Raw genomic sequence first — 24,948 nt, 5'->3', positions numbered from 1 at the left:
GCGCAAGCGAGCCGTCCTGCGATGCCGATCGACCACCACGCCGCCCTGATCTACACCATGGTCCTGGTCTCCGCCGCGGACCGGGAAATGAGCGACGACGAACTGGAGCACATCGGCAACATCGTCGGCCACTGGCCGGTGTTCCACGACTTCGACCGCGACAAGCTGTCGACCTACGCGCAGGACTGCGCCGAGCTGCTGCGCGGCCAGAACGGCCTGGACACCGCGATCGAGACGATCCGGGCGGCGCTGCCGCACAAGCTGGTCGAAACCGCCTATGCGCTCGCCTGCGACATCGCCGCGGCCGACGGCTTCGCCTCACAGGAGGAGCTGCGGCTGTTGGAGATGCTGCGCCACGAACTCGCCGTCGGCCGCCTGGAAGCCGCCGCGATCGAGCGCGCCACCCGCGCCCGGCAGATGACGCTGTAGCGCCGGGCGGCGACACCGGGCCGCCGGGCATTTTCAGGGCGACCGGAGCGTCTGAGTGAGCGCGCGCCGCTGAAATCGGGTCCCCCTACCTTGAGGAGAAAGGCCAGGTGAAGGTGGGACGCCCCGGCGTACGGTTAAGAGTCCCACCCTCACCCTCCCACGCCGCTTCGCGGCGCGGGTCCCTGGCTTCCCCGCAAGGGGATACTCGTACAGTTCGCCTGACATTCGTGTGGGGTGCTTCGACACGCCAGAGCAAGATGCTGCAAGGTGAAGCCACCTTTCAGCTGAATCTTGCTCTCTTCAAGCAGTTAGAGCACACGGCAAGATGCAGCCCGAAAGGTGCGTACACCTTTCAACATCTTGCCCTATTTTCAACGATTTAGACCTAACGGCCGGCCAGGGCGTCGAACTCGCCCACGATCGCCATCATGTCGTCCGGCTGCACGGGCGGACCCCTGGAATCCGGTACGCAGCGGTCCGGTTGCGCGGGCCATGCGTGGCGCTATCAACGGACCCGAATGCTACCCGCCCGTGTGGGCGATCGCATCATCTTCCGCCTCGCGGGGATTTATCGTACACACGCGGTGTCGACGTGCAGGAGAGGGAGAGACGGCCGATGCCGGCGCAAGACAGCACCGATCCACGGTCCCGAGGCGGGTCCCAACCGGGATCCGGACGCGGGCCTGGCAGCCCGCGGCAGGGCTACGGGCTGCTGGCGGCGGCCTGGCTGCTCCTGCTCGCCGGCGCGGCGCTGGTCGGCTGGTATGTCCAGACAGCCGGCCCGGGCGTGCGCCCGGTGCGCACCGCCGTCCTGCACACGGGTGACCTGCCGCACCCGCCGGCGCCCGCCGCGACGGCCGGGCGATCCGGCGAGATCGATCCCCGCGTCCGCCAGCTCGCCGCGCGCTTGCTCGCCACCGGGCCGGCGCAGCCGAGCGCGCCCGCCGACGCCGCCCGGGCGCCATCCGCGAGCGACCCCCCGGCCGCGCCCGCGGCGCCCGTGACGCAGGCGGCGAACGGCGGCGAAACCGGCAGCGTCGACACCGCACCCGACGAAGCAACCGCTGACGTGCCACCCGTCCAGCTTGCCGCGCGGACCGACGGGCCGGGCTCCCAGGCAGCCGCCGCCAACCCGATGCCCCCGCCGGTGCCCCGGTCGGTGGTCTCGCCGACGCTGAACGGCGCGGGCCAAGGCGACGCGGCGCGCTACAGCGTGCAGGTCGGCGCGTTCCGGCTGCGCGAGAACGCGGTCGAGCGCGCCGCCCGGCTGAGCCAGGCCGGCTACGACGTTCGGATCGTCCACGCCTTCGCCACCCGCAGCCGGCTCTACATGATCCGCCTGGGCCAGTTCGACGCCCGCCCGGCCGCGATGGCCTACGCCCGCCAGCTCGCCCGCGACGTCGGCGTCGAGACCTGGCCGGTCCGGAATTAGGGGCCAGATCGCGGACGGCGTCGTTTTTGAGTAGCATCCGTCACGGCTGGCGCCGGCGATGGTGCAAGGGTCTCCTGACTAAGCTGGCGCGCGCGCCAAGGCTCAGCCTTCGCGCTCGGCCAGCCAGCTCTGCACGGCGGCGAAGGTGGCGCGCAGGGCCATGGCCTCGCCGCCCTGCGGCCGGCCCGGCTTCGCGGACTGGTTCCAGGCCATCAGGTCGTAGTGCGCCCAGGCGGTATTGGCGGGCACGAACTCGCGCAGGAACAGGGCCGCCGTGATCGCGCCGCCGAAGCTGTTGTCCGGCACGTTGACCAGGTCTGCGACCTTGGAGTCCAGCCAGCTGCGGTAGTCCTCGTGCAGCGGCAGCCGCCACAGCGGATCGCGTTCCGACGCCGCGGCGCGCGCCAGCCGGTCCGCCAAGCCGTCGTCGTTGGAAAACAGGACCGGGACGTCCGGGCCCAGGGCGACCCGCGCCGCGCCGGTCAGGGTCGCGAAGTCGATCAGCAGCTCGGGGGCGTCGCGCTCCGCCTCCGCCAGGGCGTCGGCGAGGACGAGACGGCCCTCGGCGTCGGTGTTGCCGATCTCCACCGTCTTGCCCTTGCGGGTCTGGATCACGTCCTGCGGCCGGAAGGCATCGGCGGACACGCTATTCTCGACCGCCGGGATCAGGAGCCGCAGCGACACCGGCAGTTCCGCGTCCATCACCAGCTTGGCGAGCGCCAGTGCGTGCGCCGCGCCGCCCATGTCCTTCTTCATCAGCTTCATGCCGGCGGACGACTTCAGGTCCAGACCGCCGGTGTCGAAGGTCACGCCCTTGCCGACGATGGTGAGCTGCGGTCCGTCGCCGTTGTTCCAGCGCAGATCGACCAGCCGCGGCTCCTGCGCCGCCGCGCGGCCGACCGCGTGGATCGCCGGATAGTTGCGCTTGAGCAGCTGCTCGCCCTGGATCGTGGCGGTCTTCCCGCCGTAGCGCTTGCCCTCCGCGCGGACGGCCTCACCCAGCGCCTCGGGACCGAGGTCGCTGGCCGGCGTGTTGATCAGGTCGCGGGTCAGCGCGGTCGCCTGCGCCAGCCGCAGCACGCGCGCACGGTCGGCGGCCGGGGGGCGGACCAGACTGGCCGGCGCGCTGTCGCGCTTGCGGTACCGCTCGAACGCGTAGCAGCCGAGCAGCCAGCCCAGCGCCGCCCGCTCCGCCGCGCGGCGGTCGTAGTCGCCGTCCAAGCGGTAGCGCCGGCGCGGCAGGGCGGTGGGCAGGCCGGCGAACGCCCAGGGATCCTCGATGTCGTCGACCCCGACCAGGACGCGCGCCAGCGGCCCGTCGCTGCCGGGCACCAGGGCGTGGCTGCCCGATTTGCCGGTGAACCCGCTGGACTGCACCCAGGCCGCCACGAAGCTGGGCTGTCCGGCCAGCCAGTCGTTCAGCTGGCTAGCGCCGAGCGGGGTGATCGGCAGCGTCGACTCGTCGGCCGCCTCGACCAGGTAGGGGCTGAGATCCATGGGGCTTGGGCCTCGTGCAGCGTGCGGACGGATGAACGGTCGGGGCGGGCATGCGCGTCCCCGCGCACGCGGCTTAGCGCAGGGCGCGCCGGCGATAAAGCCTGCTTGCGGCTGGGAAGGTCGCTTGCGGCTGGGAAAGTCGGTGACGGGGAACCGCCGGCGACCCGCTATTCGGTCGGGATCAGGTCGCGCTCGAGGTAATACTTGCGTGCACCGGCGTGCAGCGGCACGCCCAGCCCGTCGAGTGCGGTCTCCAGACGGATACGCGAGCCCTTGGGGTGCCCGCTGTCGAGCAGCTGTCGGGTGCTCGGATGCCAGAGCGCCTGGGTGATCTCGTAGATCGTATCGTCGTCCGCCTCGGCACGCACCAGCCACTGCGCGCCGACCGCCAGGGTCGGGGTTTGCGGCACGTTCTGGTAGGTGCCGGCGGGAATGCCATGGGCCGCGAAGAAGGGATACTCCGCGCGCAGCCGCGCGGCCGGCTCGCCCTCGATCGGCACCAGGGTGACGCCGACCTCGGCGGCGAGCGTGGCGACCGCGTTGGCCGGCGTGCCGGCGACGAAGAAGAAGCCGTCCAACTCGCCGCGGCGCACCGCGTCCGCGGCCGGTCCGGCAGGCAGGCTGCTCGCCTCCGCGAGGTCGTCCGGCGACAGGCCGTAAGCCTTCAGGATCAGCTCGGCGTCGACCCGCGTGCCCGACCCCTGCTGATCGAGCGAGATCCGCTTGCCGGCCAGATCGCCGACCTCGAGCACGCCCGCGTCGCGCCGGACCACAAGGTGCAGCGCCTCCGGGTACAGGTTCGCGATCGCGCGCAGGTTTTGCATCGGCCCGCGCTCGGCGAACAGGCCCCGACCCTTGTACGCCCAGAACGCGACATCGGCCTGGGCGAAGCCGGACTCCAGCTGACCCTGGTGGATCAACTGGACGTTGTCGACCGACCCCTCGGTCGACTGCACGACCGCGATCATCCCGGTCACGCCGCAGCTGCCGCCGGTGTCGCAGGAACGGCTGCCGGGCGGGTTGCTGATCGCGTTCGCGATGATGCCGCCGATCGGGTAGTAGGTGCCGGCGGTGCTGGCTGTGCCGATCCGGAAGAACCGCAGCCGCTGCGTGCCGTCACCCTGCGCGCGCAGCCCGGTGGGCAGCAGCAGAGCCCCCGCGCCCGCCGCCAGAGCGCCCAGCAGTCGCCGCCGGCCGCGGTCCACACCGGCGCCGGCTTGGCCCGGATCGGCGGGCCGGTTGCATCGGTCGGCGCGGCGGCGCTGGGTCACGGCTCGGCCCTCCCGGCGAACTTGGGGCGGTGAAATTGGGGCGGCGAACAAGAGCGGCCGTCGCGGCGGCGCGCGTCCGGCACCGCATGGTCGCTCGGCCAGAGAGGAGTTTGGCGGTCGCGCGCGCGCCGGCCGCTTCTGACCGCGAAGTTTAGCAGCTACGCCGCATCGCCGCCAGTTGCATCGCGGGCCGGCGACTTGCCCGCGACCGGTCGCACCGGCATATCCACGGGTATGGCGCGTTCCCGTCTCCGGCTCCCGACCCTGATCCAGCCTCGCCCGCGTTGCTGGCGGCTGCGCCGGACGGCGACCGCCGCGAGCCTCTTGCTGATCGCCGCCGGCGTCGCGGGCGCCGGCGCGCAGCCGCGGGGCAGCACCCAGGTCGCGCCGATCCGCCAGGCGTATCCGGCGGCCTCGAACAGCATTCAGCTGGGCCACACCGCGAGCGTGACCGGCACGGTGACGGCCGAACTGATCGCGGCGGTGCTGCGCCGGCGTCTGGGCTACCGGGTGCGGCTGGTGCTGGCGGATGTCGCATTCCTGTACAGCGCGCTGGGCGGCGAGCGGATCGACGTGTTCCCCGGCGCCTGGACGCCGGACACGCATGCGGCCTTCCTGCGCCGTCTGGGCGGCCGGGTGGACTCGCTCGGTACGCTCAGCCACCGCGCACGGGTCGGCTGGCTGGTGCCCGGCGGCCCGGCGGCGCAGACGGTACGCGGCCTGGACGACCTACGCACGCCCGCGGTACGCGCCCGTTTCGCCGGCAAGGTGCATGGCGGAGAGGCCGGGTCCGGCGTGATGCGTTTATCCGAACGCGCGCTCAGGGCCTATCGCCTGAATGGCTGGTCGCTCGATCCGTCCAGCCGCGCCGGGGCCACGCTCGCGCTCAAGCGCGCCGCCCGGCGCGGCGAGCCGGTGATCGCGACCGGGCGGCAGCCGCACTGGATCTTGGGTGCGCTCGACGTGCGCTTCCTGGCGGACCCGAAAGGTGCCTTCGGCGGTCCGCAGCGCATCCGTATCCTGGGCCGGGAGGCGTTTACCGCCGACCACCCATGGGCCGCCCAGGTGCTCTCGCGCATCAGCCTGCCGCCAGCGATGCTGCAGGACCTGGTGATGGCCGCGCACGACCGCGGTGTCGACGCCGCGGTCGCGCGTTTCATGGCCCGGCATGACCACCGCGTCGCCTACTGGGTGACCGGGCGGATCGGGCGCTGACGCGGCCCCTTGCACGGTCTTGGCGCAGGGGACGCGCGGCCAGACGTGCGGTTGCGGCAAGGCTGACCCGCGTGGGGCGGGTCGGTTGTCGATCCGCCCTATGCTATGAGAGGTCGCGGATTCCCATCCGGTACACGCCGTCCCGCCCATCCCGACCGGCGCCCCATCCCTGGATCGAGACGTCATGCCGAACAGCGGCCAGCAGACAGCCGGGTCCGAACGCCGCCCCACGCGCGAGCGGATCGGCTTCGGCCTCGGCGGCATGCGTCGGGGCGCACGCGAGATGGCGTTACTGGCGGTGAGCGCGGTGGGTCCGTTCGCGGTCGCCTTCGGGGTCGCCGCGCAACAGGCCGGTATGGACGTGCTGGGCACCGGGCTGATGACGGCGCTGGTGTTCGCCGGCGCCTCTCAGTTCGCCGCCCTCGGCCTGTGGCAGGAGCCGCTACCGGTGTTTTCCATCCTGCTTGCCACGATCGCGGTCAATTCCCGGTTCCTGTTGATGGGGGCGGCGCTGCGGCCCTGGATGGCGCACCTGCCGGCCTGGAAGGTCTACCCCAGCCTGTTCTTCCTGGTCGACCCGGTCTGGGCGAAGTCGCTCAAGGAGTTCGACCAAGGCATGGACGACGCCGGCTACATCATCGGCGCCGGCTTGGTGTTCTGGGTCGTCTGGCTCGCCGGTACCATCGCCGGTTTCATGCTGGGCGGGGGAATCGGCGACCCCGCGCGCTGGGGCATCGACGTTTTGATGCCAGCCTTCTTCGCGGTGATGCTGACCGGCATGTGGCGCGGACCGGCCGACGCCCTGCCCTGGGGCGTGGCCGCGGCGGCGGCGCTCGCCGCCTCGCAGCTGCTGCCCGGGATGTGGTTCGTGATCCTGGGCGGAATCGCCGGCGGCCTGACGGGAGCCCTGCGCGATGGACGGTGACTCGCTCGGCCTCGGCCCGTACGCGGTGATCGGCCTGATGGCGGTGGCCACTTACCTGCTGCGCGCGGGCGGGCTGTTCCTGGCCGGCCGGGTCCCGCTGACCCCGCGGATCGAGCGTTTCCTGGAATCCCTGGCGGGCTCGATCCTGATCTCGCTGGTGGTCGCGATGGCGGTCCAGGGCGGCCCGGTCACCGCCCTCGCGATCCTGGCCGCGGTCGCCGTGGTGCTGGCGACCAAGCAGAGCATCCCCGCGATCGCGGCGGCCGTGGCGCTGGCCGCCGGTCTGCGCCATTTGGGGCTGTTCTAGCCCGCCCCGTAAGCCACGTCGGCCCGGACTGGTGTTTCTTCGATCTTGTTCTAGAACCGCGCGAACCGGTTGAACAGGATGATCAGCTCGTTGTCCGTGCGGCAGTCCATCTTCGCCTTGATGTTGCGGATGTGCGTGCGCACGGTCCACAGTTCGCTGCCGCGCTCGTAGGCGATCTGCTTGGGCACCAGCCCGCTCGCCAGCTTCTTCAGGATGTCGAACTCCGCCGGCGACAGCTCGAAGGTGTCGAGCAGTCCCTGCGCGCCGGTGTCGGAGAGCTGGCCGAACTCGATCATCACCGCGACGACCTGTTCGTTCGGCCCGGCGTCGGTCGCGGCAAGCCAGTATTCGTTGATCGCGACGATCTTCAGGATCACCCGGTTCAGCGACTTGTGATCGTACAGCGAGGTCACCACCGCGCCCCCGTCGTCGGTCTCGGCGTCGCAGGCGCGCTGCACCGAACGGGCGATCATCCTGGTGTTTTCCGGGTCCTTGCAGGTGAGGTACCCGTCCTTGACCGTCAGGGTTTCCTGCGAGGTCAGGTAATGGCCGGCGAACAGGTTGGTGTGCAGCACCTCTAGGTCGCGGTTCAGCAACACGACGCTGACCGGGAGGTTTTCGATCAGCGCCATGGACGCGCTCGGCACGATCATGCCGCGACGGCCTCCCCGGCCCCGCCATCGGCCCGTACATCATCATCGTTCCGCGGCCGCGGGCGACGGCCTGCGCAGCCACCGGATGTCCCGGCAGGAAACCCGGCGGCTTGGGCAGGAAACCCGACGGTCTGGGCAGGAAACCCGGCGGTCTGGTCGTTCGCGTTGGACATTCTGTTCCGGCCTACACTGCGCCCGACGAGCGGCGGACACTTCGTTGCACATCGACACGACGGTGCGGCGCCGCGGCTTGCCCCAGGAGACCACGCGGGACCGTACGCCGACCACGGGCTTCCTACCACATTTTTGCCAAGCCTGACGCTAGCGCAGAAGGGGTAGTCGCGGACAGCCTGCAACGCCGGATGGATGCGCGCGTTTTTGGCCTTCAAGGCACAACCGGGGACCGGACTCCCGTATCCGCGAGTCGTGGGCGGCCGGGTCTGGCGGTGTACGTCCGGCCGGGCCCGGCTGTACGGGCGCACCGCATCCCGGCCGCGAGGGTCACGATTAGGCTCATATCAACCGCCACATGATGGCATACTAGTCCGAGGCCAAGACGCATGGGTGCGCTTGCCGGCAAACCGCGGCCCACCCATCCTTAATCCAGGGCTTTGGGGTCAACCGCCGGGTCAGTTCCGGGCCGGCCGCGTGACCAAGCCGCCGGCGCCGCCGTCGACGGGCCCGAGGAACCGGAGGACGCGAACCAAGGCAACATCGTGGCATGCAGACCTACCCCCCTTTGCGTAACGGGCACTGTGAGCCACAATCTTTTGTACAAGCCCGCTGTCGCGCACGAATGTTTTAACCGACAGCCGGATGATCCACTTCGGAGTGAGATCGCGATGAGCCAAAGCCAGGTTTTCGACAATCTCCTTGAACGCTATGGCACGCGTCAGCACGCGGAGATGTCGCTGCAGGAATACCTCGACCTCTGCAGCAAGGATCCGACGGCCTATTCCAGCGCCGCCGAACGCCTGCTTGAGGCGATCGGCGATCCGGAGGTGATCGATACCTCCAAGGACAGCCGGCTTGGGCGCATCTTTCAGAACCGGACGATTCGCTATTACCCGGCCTTCTCCGACTTCTACGGCATGGAGGAGACGATCGAGCGGCTGGTCGCCTTCCTGCGCCACGCCGCTCAAGGCCTGGAGGAGCGCAAGCAGATACTCTACCTGCTGGGCCCAGTGGGCGGCGGCAAATCGTCGCTGGCCGAGCGGATGAAGAAGCTGATGGAGGACCAGCCGATCTATGTCCTCAAGGCGGGCGACCGGATCTCGCCGATCTACGAAAGCCCGCTCGGCCTGTTCGATCCCGAGCGCGACGGCCCAAGCCTGGAGAGCGAGTACGGCATCCCGGTCCGGCGCCTGCCCGGCCTGTGCTCCGCCTGGGCGGTCAAGCGGCTGGACGAATTCGGCGGCGACGTCGCCAAGTTCACGGTGATCCGCCTGCACCCCTCCAAGCTGCGGCAGATCGCCGTCGCCAAAGCGGAGCCCGGCGACGAGAACAACCAGGACATTTCCTCCCTGGTCGGCAAGCCGGACATCCGGATGCTGGAGTTCTACAGCCAGGAGGACCCGGACGCGTACTCCTATGCCGGCGCGCTGAACCTGACGACCCAGGGCCTCCTGGAGTTCGTCGAGATGTTCAAGGCGCCGCAGAAGATGCTGCATCCGCTTCTGACGGCCACGCAGGAGCGCAACTACGTCGGCTCGGAGAACGTCGGCGCGCTACCCTACCAGGGCATTATCATGGCGCACTCGAACGAATCCGAGTGGAAGTCGTTCAAGGCCAACCGCAACAACGAGGCCTTCCTGGACCGGATCAGCCTGATCCGCGTGCCCTACTGCCTGCGCGTCGACGAAGAGGCGAAGATCTACGACAAGCTGCTCGCCCAGTCGGAGCTGGCGAAGGCGCCGTGCGCGCCCGGCACGCTCGACATGATGGCGCGCTTCTCGGTGCTCACCCGGCTCAAGCCGCACGAGAACTCGTCCCTGTACGCCAAGATGCGGGTCTACAACGGTGAGGACCTGAAGGGCACCGACCCGCACGCCAAGACGGTCCAGGAGTACCGCGACGCCGCCGGCGTGGACGAGGGGATGGACGGCATGTCCACCCGGTTCGCCTACAAGGTCCTGTCCGAGACCTTCAACTTCGACACCCACGAGGTGGCGGCCGATCCGGTACACCTGATGTACGTGCTGGAAAACGCGATCCGGCGCGAACAGCTCGACCAGGAGCGCGAGCAGAAGTACATCGCCTTCATCAAGGAAGAACTGGCGCCGCGCTATGCCGAGTACATCGGCAAGGAGATCCAAAAGGCCTACCTGGAGAGCTACGAGGACTACGGTCAGAACCTGTTCGACCGCTACATCGCCTACGCCGACGCGTGGGTCGAAGGTCAGGACTTCAAGGACCCGGACACCGGCCAGATCATGGACCGCGACGCGCTCGACCGGGAGCTGGCCAAGACCGAGAAGCCCGCGGGTATCCGCAACCCGAAGGACTTCCGCAACGAGGTGGTCAAGTACGCCCTGCGGCAGCGCGCCCAGCAGGGCGGGACCAACCCGCGCTGGACCTCGTACGAGAAGATCCGCGACGTGATCGAGCAGCGGATGTTCTCGCAGATCGAGGAGCTGCTGCCGGTGATCTCGTTCGGCAGCAAGCAGGACAGCGAACAGGCCGACAAGCACAAGGCGTTCCTGGATCGCATGGTCACCCGCGGCTACACCGAGCGGCAGGTCCGCCGCCTGGTCGAGTGGTACATGCGCGTGCGGGAGGCCGGCTAAAGTGGCGCCCGACACCCGGCGGCCGATCCGCCGGTCACCCGCCCGGACCTCGACGGTCCGGGCGGCGGCGCCGCACCCCGAGACGATCGGAGGATCTTGAAGCGCCATGCGGATCATCGATCGCCGGCAGAACCCCAAAGGCAAGAACCTCGGCAACCGTCAACGCTTCGTCAGCCGGACACGCACCCAGCTGCGCGAGGCGCTGGCCGAGAACATCCGCCGGCGCAGCGTCTCCGACACCTCGTCGGGCGAGACGGTGACCATTCCCACCGACGGCACCCACGAGCCGGAATTCAAGCGCGATCACTCGATCGGCCAGCGCAGCCGGGTACTGCCCGGCAACAAGGAGTTCCGGGAAGGCGACCAGATCCGACGGCCGCCGCAGGGCGGCGGGAGCGGCTCCAACGCCAGCGAGGACGGCGAAGGCGAGGACGACTTCGTGTTCACCCTGTCGCGCGACGAGTTCCTCGACCTGCTGTTCGAGGACCTGCGCCTGCCCGACATGGTGAAGCGCGAGCTGAAGTCGGAAGAGGCGGCCAAGCCCAAGCGCGCCGGCTACGCCACCAGCGGGCCGCAGAACCGGCTCAACATGGTTCGCACGATGCGCTACTCGCTGGCCCGCCGGGCCGCGCTCGGCCGGCCCAAGCCGGCGGCGATCGAGGAAATCGAGCGCGAACTGGAACGCCTGCAGGCGGGCGAGATCCAGCCGGCCGACGGCCGGCCCGCGGAAACCCGGATCGCCGAACTGAAGGAGCGCCTGGAGCACCTCAAACGCAAGCGCAGCAAGGTCCCGTACATCGACCCGTACGACCTGCGCTACAACCGTTTCGAACACGTGCCCCAGCCGATCGCCCAGGCGGTGATGTTCTGCCTGATGGACGTCTCCGCCTCGATGAACCAGGAGATGAAGGAGCTCGCCAAGCGCTTCTTCATGCTGCTGCACCTGTTCCTGCAGCGGCACTACGACAGCGTCCACGTGGTGTTCATCCGGCACACCAATTTCGCTAGCGAGGTCGACGAGGACACCTTTTTCCACGGCCAGCAGACCGGCGGGACGATCGTATCCTCGGCGCTGAAGGAGATGCTGCGGGTGGTCGAGGAGCGTTACCCGACCTCGTCCTGGAACATCTACGTGGCCCAGGCCTCCGACGGCGACGACGTGCCGGGCGACGTGAAGCACTGCGCCGAACTGCTGCGCGAGCATATCCTGCCGATCACGCAGTACATGGCGTACGTCGAGATCGACCCCGGCCAGCGGCTGCGCACCGGCTTCGTCGACAGCGACGAGAGCGACCTGTGGCGCGGCTACGAACCGCTGTCGCAGGAGCAGGACAATTTCACGATGCGCCGGATCGGCGAGCCGGGCGACATCTACCCCGTGTTCCACGACCTGTTCCGGCAGCGGGAGACAACGTCTTGAGCGCGGATAAGCCGAACACCGGCGCCCACGGCGGCGGCAAGAAGGGCGGCCAGGCCAAGCGCCGGACGAAGACGCAGACCAAGAAGACCGGCGCCGCCAAGGCCGGCGCGCCCGCACCCAAGAAGTCGGGTCAGCTGCTGTTCGAGGGCGCCGACTGGAACTTCGATACCATCCAGCGGACCTACGACGCGATCGAGGAGATCGCGCAGGGCGAGCTCGGCCTCGACCTCTACCCGACCCGGCTGGAGGTGATCACCGCCGAGCAGATGCTCGACGCGTACGCCTCGGTCGGCATGCCGGTGATGTACTCCCACTGGTCGTTCGGCAAGCGCTTCGCCCAGCAGGAGACGCTGTACCGCAAGGGGCTGCAGAGCCTGGCGCTGGAGATCGTGATCAACGCCAACCCGTCGCTCTGCTACATCATGGAAGAGAACACCATGGCGACCCAGGCGACCGTGATCGCCCACGCCGCCATGGGGCACAACCACTTCTTCAAGCACAACCAGACGTTCAAGCGCTGGACCGACGCGGACAGCATCCTGGAAGACCTGCGCTACGCCCGCCGGCTGGTGGCGGAGTGCGAGGAGTACCACGGCCAGCAGGCGGTCGAGCGGATCCTGGACGCCGCGCACGCCCTGTCGGCCCAGGGCGTCGACCGCGACCGCCGCGGCGACCGCCCGGACCTGGCCGCGGAGCGCCGGCGGCGGGCGCAGCAGCGCCACGCCGAGCGGGAGGCGACCGACGATTTGTGGCTGCGCACCGTGCCCAAGCCATCGGGCGGCCAGGTCCGCGAGCCGGAGGACGAGCAGTTGGAGGCGCAGCGCCGCGCCCTCGGCCTGCCGGAGGAGAACCTGCTGTACTTCCTGGAAGCGCACGCCCCGCTGCTGGAGAACTGGCAGCGCGACCTCTTGCAGATGGTGCGCGAGCTGGCGGCCTATTTCGAGCCGCAGCGCCAGACCAAGATGATGAACGAGGGCTGCGCCACCTGGACCCACTACCAGATCATGAACCGGCTGCGCGACAAGGGGCAGATCGACGAGGGCGCGATGCTGGAGTTCCTGCATCTGCACGCCCACGTGATCGCGCAGCCGAACTTCGACGACCGCGGCTTCTCGGGCATGAACCCATACGCCCTCGGCTTCGCGATGATGCAGGACATCGAGCGCATCTGCACCGAGCCGACGGACGAGGATAAGGCTTGGTTCCCGCAGATCGCCGGCAACGGCAAACCGTATCAGACGCTGCGCGAGGCCTGGGCGGAGTTCCGCGACGAGAGCTTTATCCTGCAGTATCTGTCCCCGCGGCTGATCCGCGACCTGCGGCTGTTCAAGCTGCGCGACGACAGTGCGGAGGACAACTACGTCGTCGAGGCAATCCACGACGACGCCGGCTACAAGCGCCTGCGCCGCGCGCTGTCGGAAGCGCACGATCCGGTCGCCGCGCAGCCCCGGATCGAGGTGACGGAGGCGAACCTGCGCGGCGACCGCAAGCTCTATCTGGAGCACCGGGTGCAGGACCGCCGCCAGTTGGACGCGATGGAAACCCGCCGGGTGCTGCGCCACATCGCCTTCCTGTGGGGCTACGACGTGCAGCTGAGTGAAGTCGACGCCGATACCGGCGAACGGATCGCCGTGCACAACCCGAAGGACTGAGCCACGACGCCCTCAGGGCGTGCCGACGCCATCGCCGCTCCCGCTCAGAACCGCAGGGCGAAGGTGACGGAGACGATGTCGACGTCGGTGTCGGTGGTCGCCGTCAGGTCGCCGCGGCGGTCGTTACCCGGATCGCCCTGCTGCAGCTCGATCGTGCGCGCCGGCATGAACAGGTGGGCGTAGCCGAGTTTGAGCCGAAGCCAATCCTCCGGCGTCCAGTCCAGGCCCAGCGAAAGCCACGCCCGGTCCGCGTCGGGGATGCGCGGGGTCAGGGTGTCGTCCGGCACCGGCGACCAGTCGTAGGCGGCGCCGGCGGAGACGCTCAGCGCATCGCTCGCCCGGTAGCGCGCGCCCACGGACGCGAACCAGCCATCGTGCCAGTCCTGGCGGGTGACGTCCGGGTCCTGTCCCGGGTTGTCGAACGCGACGACCAGCTGGTCGAACGTGCTCCAGTCGGTCCACTGCGCCTCGCCCAGCAGGGTCCAGCGGTCGTTCAACGCCTGGCTTATGCCGAGCGTGACCGACCGGGGCGTGGTGATGTCCGCGCGGGCGCCGGTATCGGCGAAGGGCACGCCAGCGGAAAAGTCGGCTTGGCCGTCAAGGCTGTGATCGACCGCCGAGCGGTACGCCAGACCCAGCCGGGTCCCCGCCACCGGCGTCCAGAGCGCACCGACGTTGAAGCCGAACGCCCAGTCATCCGCGTCGACTTCGACGAAACCGTCGGAGCCTCCGCTCAAGGCAACCGCATTCGACAGCACGCCCCGGAAGTATTGCGCCTGCACGCCGGCGCCCAGCGTCAGCGTGTCGCTCGCCCGGTACGCCAGCATCGGGTTCAGGTTAAACGTCACCACTTCGGTGCCGACGGCGTGGTAGCGGCCCTGCCAGTCGCGGCCGTAGTCGGTTTCCAGGCCGAACGGCGCGCTCGCGGAAAACCCCAGCGACACCCCGCCGCCAGCGACTTCGGCGTCCAGCGGCGCGGCGGCGTAGAACGCTGGGACCACCGGGTTCGGCATCGCGTCGTCCAACCGCGTCGAGCCGCCGACATTGGTGGCGCTTATGCTGCCTTGGGCCCCGGTGATCTCGCTCGCCGGCGCGATCAGGGTGGCGGACAGGGCTGCTTCCGGGCGTTCGGACAGGCCGGCGACGGCGGGGTTGAAGAACAGGTTCTCCAGGCCGTGCGCCCCGGCCGTCGCGCCGGCGATCGCCGTCGCCTGGGCGCCGGCGCCGTGCTGGCGCAGCTGATAGCCGCCCGCGGCCGCCGGATTGGCCGCCCCGAGCGCGAATATCGCGGCGATCGAAAAAACCACGACACGAGCGCTGTTTTGGTCGCGGCGCAGCGCTTGCAGTTTTGCCTCGAAGAACAACCTGATCTCCCCTCGCGCTCTCTCGGCTGGCATAGCTAAACCGACACGGCGATGCTTTAATACACTTGGATTGAAGCAACTTGCCTGCCCCGTTATGCAGGTTAATGTCTTCTTCACAGCATTAATGAATCGTGAAGGCCTGCGCGTTTTCGTCGCCCGCCCAACGCCGCGCAGACCCGGCAGCCCAAGATGACCCAACCTCACCTCTCCCAGGATCCGACGGAAACGCCCGCGGCGCCCGAACCCGGCACGACCGGAGACACGGCGGGCGGCGAGCCGCAACTGACCATCCGCCGATTTCCGCCCACCTTCACCCACCCCGAGGTGGAGGCCGACTTCCGGCGCGACTTCTTCAACCGGTCGCGCAGCATTCTGCGCGCCGCGCTGTTCCTGGGCGCCGGTATCTATGGGGCGTTCGGCATCCTGGACCTGATCGTGGTGGCGCCGGAACACGTCCCGCCGCTGCTGGCGATCCGCTTTCTGGGCGTCTGCCCGATGCTGATCCTGCTGGCGGTGACGGTGAACACCGAGGCGTTCCGCCGGTTCGCGCAGCCGCTGCTGGGCAGCGCGATGGGGCTAGCGGGTCTCGGCATCATCGCGATGACCCTGCTGACCGACCCGCCGGTCGCCGGCTGGTACTACGCCGGGCTCAGTCTCGTGGTGGTTTATTCGACCAGCGCGATCCGCCTGCACTTCCTGGTCGCCTTCACGGTGACGGTGATGCTGGCGGTCGCCTATCTGCTCGCCACCCTGCTGCTGAACGACGTTCCGCCGGCGATGATCTGGGCCAACGCCGCGTTCCTGGTCGCCACCGTCGGGGTCGGGCTGCTGTCGAACTACACGGTCGAGCTGTTCGCCCGGCAGCGCTACGCCCACGAGGACCGCCTGCAAATCGCGATGCGCGAGGCGAACTTCCAGCGCCGGCAGGCGAACGCCGCGAACCAGGCGAAGAGCCAGTTCCTGGCGACCATGAGCCACGAATTGCGCACGCCACTCAACGCGGTGATCGGCTTTGCCGAGGTGATCTCGCTGCAAATGCTGGGCAAGATCGAGAATTCGAAATACAGCAGCTACGCCGAGCACATCCTGAACAGCGCCCGCCATCTCCTGGGCATCCTCGACGACATCCTCGAACTGGCCAAGGCGGACGCCGGCGCGCTGCGGCTGAACGAGGACGTCGTCCCGATGGGCGAGACGGTCGAGACGGTAATGCAGTCGATGACCCAGCAGGCGGGCGAGCGGGGTGTCCGGCTACGGGCGCAGCCGGTCGATCCCGAGGTCGACCTGCGCGCCGACCCGCGGCTGATCCGCCAGCTGCTGACCAACCTGCTGACCAACGCCATCAAGTTCTCCAGCGAGGGCGGCCGCGTCACCCTGAAGGCCGGCCGGACGCAGGACGGCGGCTACGAGATCGCCGTCGCGGACAAGGGCATCGGCATCTCGGGCGACGACCTGGAGCGGATCTTCGAGCCGTTCACGCAGGTCGAATCGGCGTTCGCCCGCGACCACGGCGGGGCCGGCCTCGGCCTGCCGCTGGTGAAGCAGATCGTCGACCTGCACCAGGGCCGGATCGATCTCGACAGCAAGCTGGGCGCCGGCACCACCGTGCGCGTGTACCTCCCCAAGGCGCGGGTTCTGGACCGCGGCGCCGACCCGGGGTCGCAACGCCGTCGGGCGGGCTGATCCGCGCGCCGGTCCGCCCTCGCCGTGCATGCACAAGGGGCCGCGGGTGTTCCCCGCGGCCCCGGCCCTCGAGCTACTTGCGCGTGTCGACTGCGGGCGGGCCCCGCTCGGGCACGATCCGGGGCCCGACCAGCCCGGAAGGTGCGTGCGCCTTCCGCGATCTCGCCCTACGCGGCCGGCTTGGTCAGGCGCATCACCACGACGCAGTTGGTCTCGTCGGAAAAGACCTCCTGCCTGGCCTGCGGGATCGTCGCGGCGAGGCGCGTCATGTCCTCCTCGCTGCGGTAGATCAGGCTCCAGTCGGCGATGAACTCGAGCGGCCACAGGCTGGCTTCCGAGCTGCGCTTGACGTTGCCCAATACCAGCCGCCCGCCGGGCGCCAGGTGCTTGTAGAGCCGCTCGATCAGCTGGCCGGTACGCCGGTCGGTCAGGTAGTCGATCAGGCCGACCGAGTAGATCAGATCCTGGGCCGGCATCTGCTCCAGGAACGCGCCCGGGCGCAGCAGCTGCATGAACGAGGTCCAGACGCAGTCGACCCGGGCGCGGCCGCCGTGCTGCAGCACCCGCCGCCGGCTCTCCGTGTGCGCCAGGTCGAGCGCGCGACGATCCTGGTCGATCAGCGTGAAGCAGGTCGAGCCCGGCAGGCTGAGCGCGTCGAGGTAGGCCTGCACCTCCTGCGCCGGCCCGGAGCCGAGCGAGGTGATGTGCGTGGTGTCCTCGCCGTTCTTGTCGAACACGCTGTCGGCGATCTCGTCCTTCATCATCAGCATGCGGTTGGCGACGAACTCGCCAATATACACGCCCAGGCGGTGACAGATCTTGTTATAGGCCCCGACACCCTCCCACTGATTGTCGTAGATCTGCTTCATCAGCAGGAAGTCGCCCGGATAGCCGAACGGCTTGTCGTAGCCGCGGTGCCAGATCGGGCCGCCGATCAGTTCCGGGGTCAGCACCTCCTCGGTGAACTTCTTGGTGGCGCGCAGCCGGGCCGGATCGTCCATCACCGGCCACAGCATGGCGTTCGCCTCCAGCCACAGCTCGCGCCAGCGCGGGACGATCTGCTCCTCGCAGAACGCCAGCATCCGGCCGGTGACCTGCTGCTGCCCGGGCCCGTCGGTGCCGATCTTCTCCTCCATCCGCGCCAGCGTGCGCTGGGTGTAGCGCAGCAGCGCCTGGGTATCGGCGACCAGGCGCCGATAGTCCGGGGCGACCAGATGCAAATCGGGCGCGGTCTGATAGGCGAGCTCGCCGCGCAGGGTGCTCTCCCAGTACTTCTCGACCAGCGCCGCCATCTCGAGGTGCCGGTCGACCAGCCGCAGGCCGATCGTGGACCGTCCGGCACTGACCTCGCAGCGCCGCACCTCCGCCATCGAGGCGTGTATCACCTCGCCGCGCACCGACAGGCGCACCGGCAGCCGCTCGCCGATCCGCTGGGCCCAATCCTGGCCCTCCTCGGCACGGCAATGGTCGAGCACGCCCAGACCGCCGACCGACAGGTCCTGCAGGACCAGCGGATGACCGCCGACGGAGACGTCCGGGACGCCTTGCTGGAACAGATCCTTCGCCGCGAACCGTTCCGGCCGGTAGTGAATCAGGTCGCCTTCGCCACCCTTGAGTTGCTCATACGTCAGCATCGCTTGACCCCTTCGTGCGTCGCGACCGTGTCGCGACTTTCGACATGACAAATATACGTTGCGCCCTGGGCCCCGCTGACCCGCCTGTAGAGCGCCACGCACGAAGAGGAAGCCCCAAACAAAATCCGTTTACAATCTAGTAACCATATTCTTTATGTGCTTTAATATTCAGTTAACTTATTTGATATAGTTAATATACCGTTAACCGCTAAGTACATTACTTTCCGATACCGTTAACATCAAGGCTCTTTCGTAATCTGACCCAAATCGGAGAGATTCACTCACATAATCGTGTGGCGGGTAGCGGTGCGTCGATGGTTCGCCGTTTCAGAAACGACCGCGGACACGACGTTTCGGAGGTTTGTACTACTAACGCGCGTGGCCAAGCCGGGCCCGGGATGACTATGCGCCTTAACCCAGGTAGTCATGTAAATGCGCGGGTATGCACCCCTTGCCGCGCGCCCGCGTCGATGGCCACCTCGTGGACATCCCCGCAAGCCTGTCCACGCCCCCGCAAGCGCAAGGCCGTCATGCCCTCTTGGACCCGCCCTTTCCCGCCCCTGGGGCGCACCGCCCGTCTCGCCAACGGTCTGCTCGCGGTCGGCCCGGTCGCCGTCGGCCTGGTCGCGGTCGGCCTGCTCGGGCTCCCATCGCGCGCGGCCGAGGCCCAGGCGCCCGGCCCGCCGACCGATCGACGGATCGATCCCGGGGCAGCGCCGGTCTCGACCGCGGCGCAGGCGGCCATGGTGGCGATCCCGGCCGGCACCTATCCGATCGGCGACCCTCAGGGCCGGCGCAGCGCCCGGCCGGCGCACGACGTCACGCTGACCGGCTTCGCCATCGACCGGACCGAGGTGACCAACGCCGCGTTCGCGGAATACCTGAACGCGCTCGATCTGGACGTGCAAAGGCCGTTCGCCGCGACCGAGGCAGGGCCCAACAATTTTGCCGACGAGACCAGGTCCCAGTTGCTGGAGGACGGACCGGCCCAAGCCCCCTATCCGATCGTCGCCCTGGACGACCCGGAAGCGCGAATCGGCTATCGCGACGGCGCCTTCCGCGCTGCCGACGGCTACGCCGACCACCCGGTTGCCGAGACCACCTGGCGCGGCGCGCGCGACTACTGCCGCTGGCGCGGCGCCCGTCTGCCCACCGAGGCCGAGTGGGAGGCCGCCGCCCGCGGCCAACAGGCCCGCCGCTATCCCTGGGGCGCGGCCGCGCCGAGCGATGCGCGCGTCTACGCCGGGTACCCGTCCGGCCAGACCGCACCGGTCGGCTCCAGGCCGAAGGGCGCGACGCCCCGGGGCCTGCAGGATATGGCGGGCAGCCTCGCGGAATGGACCGCCAGCCTGGTCCGGCCCTACCCCTACAAGGCCGACGACGGCCGCAACGATCCCACGGCCGCCGGGCCCCGGATAACCCGCGGCGGCGACTACGTGTTCGACACAGCACCGGACCAGCTGACCACCTATTTCCGCGACGGCTTCTCCCGCGCCCCGCGGGACGGCCATCGCCACATCGGCTTCCGCTGCGCCCGCGACAGCGGATGACGGGGCACGGACGGCGCGCCCCCGCATCCGGGGTATCGACGGCTGCGGATGTCGATCCGTCCCGGCGATAGCGCTGCAATCGCGCCTCGCGTGTCCAGCCGGGGCGAGCAATAACCGAAGGTGGGTGGGCGGGCGCACGGACCGGCGGTTGACTAATAATTTTCCGGTCGCAGCCCCCTCGATGCGGAAATACCCATTGAAATAACCGATGAATGCGATAGGTAAGGGGTGGAGGTAAGCCGGTTCCAAAGGCTCTTCGTTCCACCTCAAGGTTTGTTTGGAAGGCTCCGCGCTCAAAGCGGGTGATGTGCTAAATGCCGAATAATGGTTTGTCGTCGAACGCGCAGCCGGCTCACGGCGATGGCGCGCCTGGCCCCCGTAAACGCAAAATCGATCGCAGCGAATGGCCGACCTTGTTGGCGCGGCGGCAAGCCGGCGCCACCCAGGCCCAGATCGCGCAGGATTACGGCGTGAGCCAGGGTACCGTCAGTCAGATCCTGAAGCGCGCCAAGGCGGAAGCGGAAGGTCAGCCGGTCGCCGATCTGGAAGCCGACGCGGCTTCCGAGGCCGAGGATCGGGCGCCCACGGGCGAGTCCGAGAAACCCGCCGCGCCGTCCGCCCCGGCGGCGGAGCTCGTGCGGGAGGAGGGTCCTGCCGGGTCCGCGCAGGTGAACGCCCCGGCCAACGACGCCGCCACGCCGCGCCGGACCCTGACCACCCGCGCGCGCAGTTCGACGGAAAGCGCGCCGGCGGCCGCACCGGCGGCCCCGGTGGCGAGCTCGGCGCCCGAGAGCGGTGGCGTCACCGACGCCGACGGATCGCCGGCGCCGACGGCCGAGACCGCGCCCGCCAAGGCGACCGGCAGCGACAGCGGGAAGCGCAGCGGCAACGCGCTGGCCGACCGCCTGCGCGAGGCGACCGATCGCTGCGCCGAACTGGTCGACCAGAAGGCCACCTCGGACACGCTGTCGTCGGCGGTGCACGAAGTCCGGCGCGCCCTGGCGGCGATCGAGATCGACGCGGCGAAGCAGAACTCGCCGGCCGCGCAGCGCCCGCGCCAGGCGCCGCCCAGCCGGCCCAGCCAGTCCGCCAGCGCGACCGCCCAGCAGCCGCCGCGCACGCCCGAGCCGGAGCCGTTCGAGCCGCCGCGGCGCGAGCCCGGCGTCGATTCCGGCAAGGCCGCGGGCCGGGTGAAGTTCTTCAAGCCGGAGAAGGGCTTCGGCTTCATCATCCCGGACGACGGCGGGGACGACATCTTCGTCGGCAAGGACACGGTCCAGGCCGCCGGGATCGACCGCCTGAGCGAAGGCGACCGGGTGCGCTACACCCCCGGGCCCGGCGCCAAGGGCCTGGAAGCCAAGACGATCGAACGGATCGGTTAGGGCAAGACCGATGAAAGCCGGAGCGGCTTTCATCGTGAGTTGAGCTCTAAGCTGAGATCAGCTGCGCTTTTTCGCCTCGGCGATCCAGCTGCGCACCCGCTCCGGGGTGATCGTGCGCTGGTCCAGGTTCTTGGCCACCTGGTTCGCATCGGCCCCGGCCAGATCGGCGAAACTGTTGATGCCCAGCTGGGCCAGTTTGGTCTTCATCGCCGGGCCGATGCCCTTGATCTCGGACAGGTCGCCCGGTGTCGCCGGGTCGGCCGTGGGCGCGCCCGGCCCGGTGCTTTTCGGCGCCGTACTTTTGGATGCGGTGGTTTTCGGCGCGGCGCCCGCGGCCGTGCCGCCGCTCTTGGCGCTGGATCCCTTGGTGGCGGCTCCGCCGCTCTTCGCCGCTGCGCGTGTGCTGCCGCCGGTTCCGCGCTTGTTGGTCGAGGTTTTGGCCGCGGCGGGACGGCGCTGGCCGGTCGACTTCGACCCCGACGCCGGGGCGCTGGCCCGCTGCGTCTTGGCGGCGTCCGAGGATCCCTTCGCGGCCGGCGCCTTGGTCGTCCCCTTGTCGTCCGTGCCGGAGTCGGAAACCCAGAAGAAGCTCCGCGCCCAATCCAGGCCCTTGCGGAAAAAGTCGGCGATCATGGCACGCCCCCTATGGCGGTTGGTTCCGCGTTCGTCTCATGACGATGCAACCGGCGCCAGTGTCACGCGAAAACGTCCTGCGATAAAGTGCAGCCCGCTTCGTCGATCGATCTTTAACCGCCGCCGCGGTGACGCGCGGACGGACCGCCCGGCGCCTATCGGCGGCGTACCGGGCTACTGGGCGGGGTGCCCCCGTGCCCGGACTTTCCCCCGCCCGGGCGCCCGGCATCGCTCGCCAAGCGGCGCGCGGTCTCGACCAGGCGGCGCAGGTTCGCCGACCATCCGATATCGATCCCGGCGTTGGCGCCCAGCTTGACCGCGTAATCGGTATAGTCGCTCAACCCGCGCGAATAGACGATCAGCCGCTGCTCCGGCCACAGCCGGCGAATGTCGCGCAAATATTCGAAACCGTCTTTGTCCGGCATGATGACGTCGAGCAGGATCACGGCGTAGCCGGCCTGCAGCGTCTCCGACGTGGGTCGCGCGCTCGGATCCTGCTCGACGACCCGAAGCCCCTCGTGTTCCAGGGCGGTTCGCACACGCATGCGCGTGCTGGAGTCGTCGTCGATGATCAGGACCGTTCCGGACATTGGCTCCCGCCATGGGCACGCCGGGCGACGCCCTCGCCGCCGGGGACGTCACCTCGTTTCAACTTGAAACCGGAATGGCAATAGCTGACACAGCTTGGTCACGTACCTCAAGTCACGAAATACCGCGCTCAGCCTGTTCGAACCGATGCATTAAATACTGATTTTTCGCCAGGCTTATATATGCCGAGGGTTGCCGCCAATTTCCTGGCCGCCTCGGGTCGGCGGAGCGGCGGCTTGCGGGGCCGGCGCCGACGCTCACCCCCGCCGGCGACCGTCCCGCCAGATCTATCGAGTGCGAAATATGCGCCCGCCGGTCGCGCGGCGGGCTTTGCAAGGTTGTTACCGGACGCAGCCTTGGCTAGCCTTGCGGCGTCGACGGTTCCCGCCAGCGGATCCGAGGGAAGCCGGTGCGAGTCCGGCGCTGCCCCCGCAACTGTGATCGGCGAGCTGCCCCTCACCGACGCCACTGAGGCACCGGACGTTCGTTGCAAAGCGGGCGGCCGCGGCCTTGGGAAGGCCGAGGGGTGGCTGCGACCCGTGAGCCAGGAGACCTGCCGGTCGACGTGGGAGAGCTGAACACGCACGAGGCGGAGGGCCTCGGAAAGGAAGAGACATGCTGAAGAAATTCGTGATCGCCGCTGCCCTGACGCTCGCCGCGCTCGCGCCGGCGAGCGCGCACCATCCGGGTGAGACGGCGTCCAAGGGCGACATCAAGGTCAGCCACGGCTGGACCGTCGCCAGCTCGTCGATGGCCCACGCGGTCGAGGTCTACGTGACCATGTGGAACGAGGGCGAGACCGGGGACAAACTGGTCGGCGCCGAGGTGCCGTTCGCCGACGACGCCGTGATCCAGGCGCAGTCGATAACGGACGACGGCGCGCTCGAGATGCGCAACCTCACGTCGGTCAGCCTCCAGCCGGGCCAGGCGGTCACGCTGCATCCCCAGGGCGTCCGTCTGGTGTTCAACGACGTTCAGCGCGTGCTGCGCGCCGGCGACAGCTTCGAGGCGCACCTGGAGTTCGCGGAAGCCGGCGAGATCCCGGTCGAGATCACCGTGATGGCGCCCGATCAAGCCGACGAGATGATGTAGCGCGCCGGCGCTTGATATTTCCGCCGGCAAAACGGGGCGGCACCGACGGGGGCGGTGCCGCCCCGTGTTCGTCCGGGCGACCGCGGCCGGGGAGGGAAGTTGAAACTCACGACGAAAGCCGCCTTCGGCTTGCCTCGGGCTTGCTCTACTCCCCGACCTTCCGGTCCAGAAATGCCCGGATCTTGTCGCCCTGGCTCTGGATGTTGAGAACCCCGTTCAGATGGCCGCGGTCGCCCGGGATGCGGGCGCGCTCGACCGGTGTGCCGTCGCTTTCGATCATCCGCTGCGTCTGATCGGCAAGCCCGGGGAAGAACACCAGATCGCCCTCCGCCTGCAGCATCAGCGTCGGCGCGTCGATCGCCTTCAGGCCGGCCTCGGGGGTGTCCTTGCTGCCGGCGACGAACAACTGGTTCGCCTTGACGAGATACAGGAAGTGGTTGGCATCGGCGGTCGCGGCGCGGTCTTTCGCGACCTTGTCCAGCGTCGCCTCGACCGCGTAGCTGTTGTCGAACGACTTGGCCGGATCAGCGTCCTCGTTGGCCCACGTGCGCCCGAACGCCTGCTGCGCCCACGGCCAGCTCTGGGCGTGCAGCGTCACCGTCTTGAGCGCCGCCGCGAGACCGGCCTTGGGCCGTTCGCCGCCGTAATAGTCGCCGCCGTTCCAATTGGGATCCAGGCGGATCGGCTGCGCCCAGACGTCGAGCCAGCCGATCAGGAACGGGTCGGCGAAGCCGCTGCCGATCACCGGGATTACCCGGTCCACCGCGTCGGGATAGCGGCTGGCCCAGTCGTAGGCCTGCAGCGCGCCCATCGAGGCGCCCATCACGGCGTGCAGCCGATCGATCCCGAGGTTCGCCAGCAGGCGCTTCTGCACCCGCACGAAATCGCCGATTTCGACGATCGGGAAGTCCATGCCGTACGGCTCGCCGGTCTCCGGATTGGTGCTGGCCGGCCCGGTGGTGACCACGTGCTCGCTGCCGGTGTTCAGGTTCACCAGCGAATCCACCGAAATCACGTAGTACTTGTCGGTGTCGATCGGCTTGCCGCTGCCGATGATGCTGTCCCAGTAGCCGCGCGCACCGTCCTGGCTGTAGCGCCCGGCGGCATGGCTCGTGCCGGAGAAGAAGTGCGCAATCAGGATCACGTTATCGCGGGCCTGATTGAGGGTGCCGTAAGCTTCCCAGCCGACCTTCAGCTCGCGGATCGTCTCCCCGTTGATCGTGGTGTAGCTGTCCATCGTGAAGGTCTTCTTCTCCACGATCGGCTCGTAGGCGGCCGCCGGGCCGGTGGCGGACACGGCTACGGCCAGCGCAGCCGCGGCGGCGCAGGCGCGCACGGCGCGGACGATACGGACCATCGATGCAACTCCTTCAAGGCTGGTTCGGCGCGCCGGCACCGCCGGTCACGCGGGATTCTCGTACCTGGGACGCCGCGG

20 protein-coding genes and 1 riboswitch are annotated in these 24,948 nt (G+C 69.0%); of the genes, 12 read left to right on the top strand and 8 right to left on the bottom strand.

The features are described from left to right. The first annotated feature begins 21 nt into the window (after positions 1–21). Both CKO28_RS10405 and CKO28_RS10400 read left to right on the top strand, forming a co-directional pair. Complete coding sequence (locus tag CKO28_RS10405; protein ID WP_200340711.1) at positions 22–429, top strand: tellurite resistance TerB family protein; 408 nt, start codon at positions 22–24, stop codon at positions 427–429. A gap of 616 nt (positions 430–1,045) precedes the next feature. Beyond that, positions 1,046–1,861, top strand: coding sequence for an SPOR domain-containing protein (locus tag CKO28_RS10400; RefSeq protein WP_200340710.1), 816 nt, complete (start codon positions 1,046–1,048; stop codon positions 1,859–1,861). A 102-nt stretch (positions 1,862–1,963) separates the two neighbouring features. Here the strand turns inward: CKO28_RS10400 and CKO28_RS10395 are convergent, their stop codons facing one another. Continuing rightward, positions 1,964–3,358 carry a leucyl aminopeptidase family protein gene (locus CKO28_RS10395; RefSeq protein WP_200340709.1) on the bottom strand — a complete coding sequence of 465 codons (1,395 nt, stop codon included), beginning with the start codon at positions 3,356–3,358 and terminating at the stop codon, positions 1,964–1,966. A 167-nt stretch (positions 3,359–3,525) separates the two neighbouring features. After that, positions 3,526–4,629: a TAXI family TRAP transporter solute-binding subunit gene (locus CKO28_RS10390; protein ID WP_200340708.1), complete on the bottom strand. Its 1,104-nt coding sequence runs from the start codon at positions 4,627–4,629 to the stop codon at positions 3,526–3,528. Positions 4,630–4,863: 234 nt separating this feature from the next. Between CKO28_RS10390 and CKO28_RS10385 the strand changes: the two genes are divergently transcribed. From CKO28_RS10385 to CKO28_RS10375, 3 genes are all read left to right on the top strand, one after another. After that, positions 4,864–5,844, top strand: a complete 981-nt coding sequence (locus tag CKO28_RS10385) for a glycine betaine ABC transporter substrate-binding protein (protein WP_200340707.1) — start codon at positions 4,864–4,866, stop codon at positions 5,842–5,844. Between the two features lie 184 nt (positions 5,845–6,028). Continuing rightward, on the top strand, positions 6,029–6,769 hold the full coding sequence (locus CKO28_RS10380) for an AzlC family ABC transporter permease (protein WP_200340706.1): 741 nt from the start codon (positions 6,029–6,031) through the stop codon (positions 6,767–6,769). Next, complete coding sequence (locus CKO28_RS10375) at positions 6,759–7,076, top strand: AzlD family protein (protein ID WP_200340705.1); 318 nt, start codon at positions 6,759–6,761, stop codon at positions 7,074–7,076. Before CKO28_RS10380 ends, CKO28_RS10375 begins: the two co-directional genes overlap by 11 nt. Positions 7,077–7,126: 50 nt before the next feature. On the opposite strand, the gene CKO28_RS10370 is transcribed toward CKO28_RS10375, so the two are convergent. Then, a complete protein-coding gene (locus CKO28_RS10370) occupies positions 7,127–7,729 on the bottom strand; it encodes a helix-turn-helix transcriptional regulator (RefSeq protein WP_200340704.1) in 603 nt (200 codons plus the stop codon). An 842-nt stretch (positions 7,730–8,571) separates the two neighbouring features. Between CKO28_RS10370 and CKO28_RS10365 the strand changes: the two genes are divergently transcribed. The 3 genes from CKO28_RS10365 to CKO28_RS10355 all read left to right on the top strand — a co-directional run bounded on the left by CKO28_RS10365 (position 8,572) and on the right by CKO28_RS10355 (position 13,587). Beyond that, a complete protein-coding gene (locus tag CKO28_RS10365) occupies positions 8,572–10,515 on the top strand; it encodes a PrkA family serine protein kinase (RefSeq protein WP_200340703.1) in 1,944 nt (647 codons plus the stop codon). A gap of 106 nt (positions 10,516–10,621) precedes the next feature. Beyond that, positions 10,622–11,935 (top strand): YeaH/YhbH family protein, encoded by a 1,314-nt coding sequence (locus tag CKO28_RS10360; RefSeq protein WP_200340702.1) that lies wholly within the window; start codon positions 10,622–10,624, stop codon positions 11,933–11,935. Next, positions 11,932–13,587, top strand: coding sequence for a SpoVR family protein (locus tag CKO28_RS10355; RefSeq protein WP_437127625.1), 1,656 nt, complete (start codon positions 11,932–11,934; stop codon positions 13,585–13,587). Before CKO28_RS10360 ends, CKO28_RS10355 begins: the two co-directional genes overlap by 4 nt. A 44-nt stretch (positions 13,588–13,631) precedes the next feature. Here CKO28_RS10355 and CKO28_RS10350 read toward each other — a convergent pair whose 3' ends face one another. After that, complete coding sequence (locus tag CKO28_RS10350; RefSeq protein WP_200340701.1) at positions 13,632–14,951, bottom strand: OmpP1/FadL family transporter; 1,320 nt, start codon at positions 14,949–14,951, stop codon at positions 13,632–13,634. 189 nt (positions 14,952–15,140) lie between these two features. On the opposite strand from CKO28_RS10350, the gene CKO28_RS10345 reads away from it, so the two are divergent. Then, positions 15,141–16,634 carry a sensor histidine kinase gene (locus CKO28_RS10345; RefSeq protein WP_200340700.1) on the top strand — a complete coding sequence of 498 codons (1,494 nt, stop codon included), beginning with the start codon at positions 15,141–15,143 and terminating at the stop codon, positions 16,632–16,634. Positions 16,635–16,801: 167 nt separating this feature from the next. On the opposite strand, the gene CKO28_RS10340 is transcribed toward CKO28_RS10345, so the two are convergent. After that, positions 16,802–18,268 carry a class I SAM-dependent methyltransferase gene (locus tag CKO28_RS10340; RefSeq protein ID WP_200340699.1) on the bottom strand — a complete coding sequence of 489 codons (1,467 nt, stop codon included), beginning with the start codon at positions 18,266–18,268 and terminating at the stop codon, positions 16,802–16,804. A gap of 530 nt (positions 18,269–18,798) precedes the next feature. Between CKO28_RS10340 and CKO28_RS10335 the strand changes: the two genes are divergently transcribed. Beyond that, entirely contained in the window at positions 18,799–19,818 is a 1,020-nt protein-coding gene (locus CKO28_RS10335; RefSeq protein WP_200340698.1) for a formylglycine-generating enzyme family protein, read from the top strand. 314 nt (positions 19,819–20,132) lie between these two features. Next, complete coding sequence (locus tag CKO28_RS10330; protein ID WP_242480472.1) at positions 20,133–21,200, top strand: cold shock domain-containing protein; 1,068 nt, start codon at positions 20,133–20,135, stop codon at positions 21,198–21,200. A gap of 57 nt (positions 21,201–21,257) precedes the next feature. Here CKO28_RS10330 and CKO28_RS10325 read toward each other — a convergent pair whose 3' ends face one another. Further along, positions 21,258–21,833 (bottom strand): helix-hairpin-helix domain-containing protein, encoded by a 576-nt coding sequence (locus CKO28_RS10325; protein ID WP_200340696.1) that lies wholly within the window; start codon positions 21,831–21,833, stop codon positions 21,258–21,260. Positions 21,834–21,988: 155 nt separating this feature from the next. After that, the gene (locus CKO28_RS10320; RefSeq protein ID WP_200340695.1) at positions 21,989–22,423 is read right to left on the bottom strand and encodes a response regulator; all 435 of its coding nucleotides are present in this window, start codon (positions 22,421–22,423) and stop codon (positions 21,989–21,991) included. Positions 22,424–22,782: 359 nt separating this feature from the next. Beyond that, positions 22,783–22,997, top strand: a riboswitch (cobalamin riboswitch). A gap of 39 nt (positions 22,998–23,036) precedes the next feature. Between CKO28_RS10320 and CKO28_RS10315 the strand changes: the two genes are divergently transcribed. Further along, on the top strand, positions 23,037–23,513 hold the full coding sequence (locus tag CKO28_RS10315) for a copper chaperone PCu(A)C (RefSeq protein WP_200340694.1): 477 nt from the start codon (positions 23,037–23,039) through the stop codon (positions 23,511–23,513). A 145-nt stretch (positions 23,514–23,658) separates the two neighbouring features. On the opposite strand, the gene CKO28_RS10310 is transcribed toward CKO28_RS10315, so the two are convergent. Then, positions 23,659–24,870, bottom strand: a complete 1,212-nt coding sequence (locus CKO28_RS10310; RefSeq protein ID WP_200340693.1) for an E22 family MetX-like putative esterase — start codon at positions 24,868–24,870, stop codon at positions 23,659–23,661. Positions 24,871–24,948 lie beyond the last annotated feature (78 nt).

The organism is Rhodovibrio sodomensis (assembly GCF_016583645.1).
GTDB lineage: Bacteria > Pseudomonadota > Alphaproteobacteria > Kiloniellales > Rhodovibrionaceae > Rhodovibrio > Rhodovibrio sodomensis.
Note: the sequence above shows the minus strand (reverse complement) of the source record. Positions and strands in the feature narration are given on the sequence as shown.

Bases quoted from the DNA above. Each gene is read 5' to 3' on its own strand.
- CKO28_RS10405 (WP_200340711.1), top strand. From the start codon at position 22: ATGCCGATCGACCACCACGCCGCCCTGATCTACACCATGGTCCTGGTC.
- CKO28_RS10400 (WP_200340710.1), top strand. From the start codon at position 1,046: ATGCCGGCGCAAGACAGCACCGATCCACGGTCCCGAGGCGGGTCCCAA.
- CKO28_RS10395 (WP_200340709.1), bottom strand. From the start codon at position 3,358: ATGGATCTCAGCCCCTACCTGGTCGAGGCGGCCGACGAGTCGACGCTG.
- CKO28_RS10385 (WP_200340707.1), top strand. From the start codon at position 4,864: ATGGCGCGTTCCCGTCTCCGGCTCCCGACCCTGATCCAGCCTCGCCCG.
- CKO28_RS10380 (WP_200340706.1), top strand. From the start codon at position 6,029: ATGCCGAACAGCGGCCAGCAGACAGCCGGGTCCGAACGCCGCCCCACG.
- CKO28_RS10375 (WP_200340705.1), top strand. From the start codon at position 6,759: ATGGACGGTGACTCGCTCGGCCTCGGCCCGTACGCGGTGATCGGCCTG.
- CKO28_RS10370 (WP_200340704.1), bottom strand. From the start codon at position 7,729: ATGATCGTGCCGAGCGCGTCCATGGCGCTGATCGAAAACCTCCCGGTC.
- CKO28_RS10365 (WP_200340703.1), top strand. From the start codon at position 8,572: ATGAGCCAAAGCCAGGTTTTCGACAATCTCCTTGAACGCTATGGCACG.
- CKO28_RS10360 (WP_200340702.1), top strand. From the start codon at position 10,622: ATGCGGATCATCGATCGCCGGCAGAACCCCAAAGGCAAGAACCTCGGC.
- CKO28_RS10345 (WP_200340700.1), top strand. From the start codon at position 15,141: ATGACCCAACCTCACCTCTCCCAGGATCCGACGGAAACGCCCGCGGCG.
- CKO28_RS10340 (WP_200340699.1), bottom strand. From the start codon at position 18,268: ATGCTGACGTATGAGCAACTCAAGGGTGGCGAAGGCGACCTGATTCAC.
- CKO28_RS10335 (WP_200340698.1), top strand. From the start codon at position 18,799: ATGCCCTCTTGGACCCGCCCTTTCCCGCCCCTGGGGCGCACCGCCCGT.
- CKO28_RS10330 (WP_242480472.1), top strand. From the start codon at position 20,133: ATGCCGAATAATGGTTTGTCGTCGAACGCGCAGCCGGCTCACGGCGAT.
- CKO28_RS10325 (WP_200340696.1), bottom strand. From the start codon at position 21,833: ATGATCGCCGACTTTTTCCGCAAGGGCCTGGATTGGGCGCGGAGCTTC.
- CKO28_RS10320 (WP_200340695.1), bottom strand. From the start codon at position 22,423: ATGTCCGGAACGGTCCTGATCATCGACGACGACTCCAGCACGCGCATG.
- CKO28_RS10315 (WP_200340694.1), top strand. From the start codon at position 23,037: ATGCTGAAGAAATTCGTGATCGCCGCTGCCCTGACGCTCGCCGCGCTC.
- CKO28_RS10310 (WP_200340693.1), bottom strand. From the start codon at position 24,870: ATGGTCCGTATCGTCCGCGCCGTGCGCGCCTGCGCCGCCGCGGCTGCG.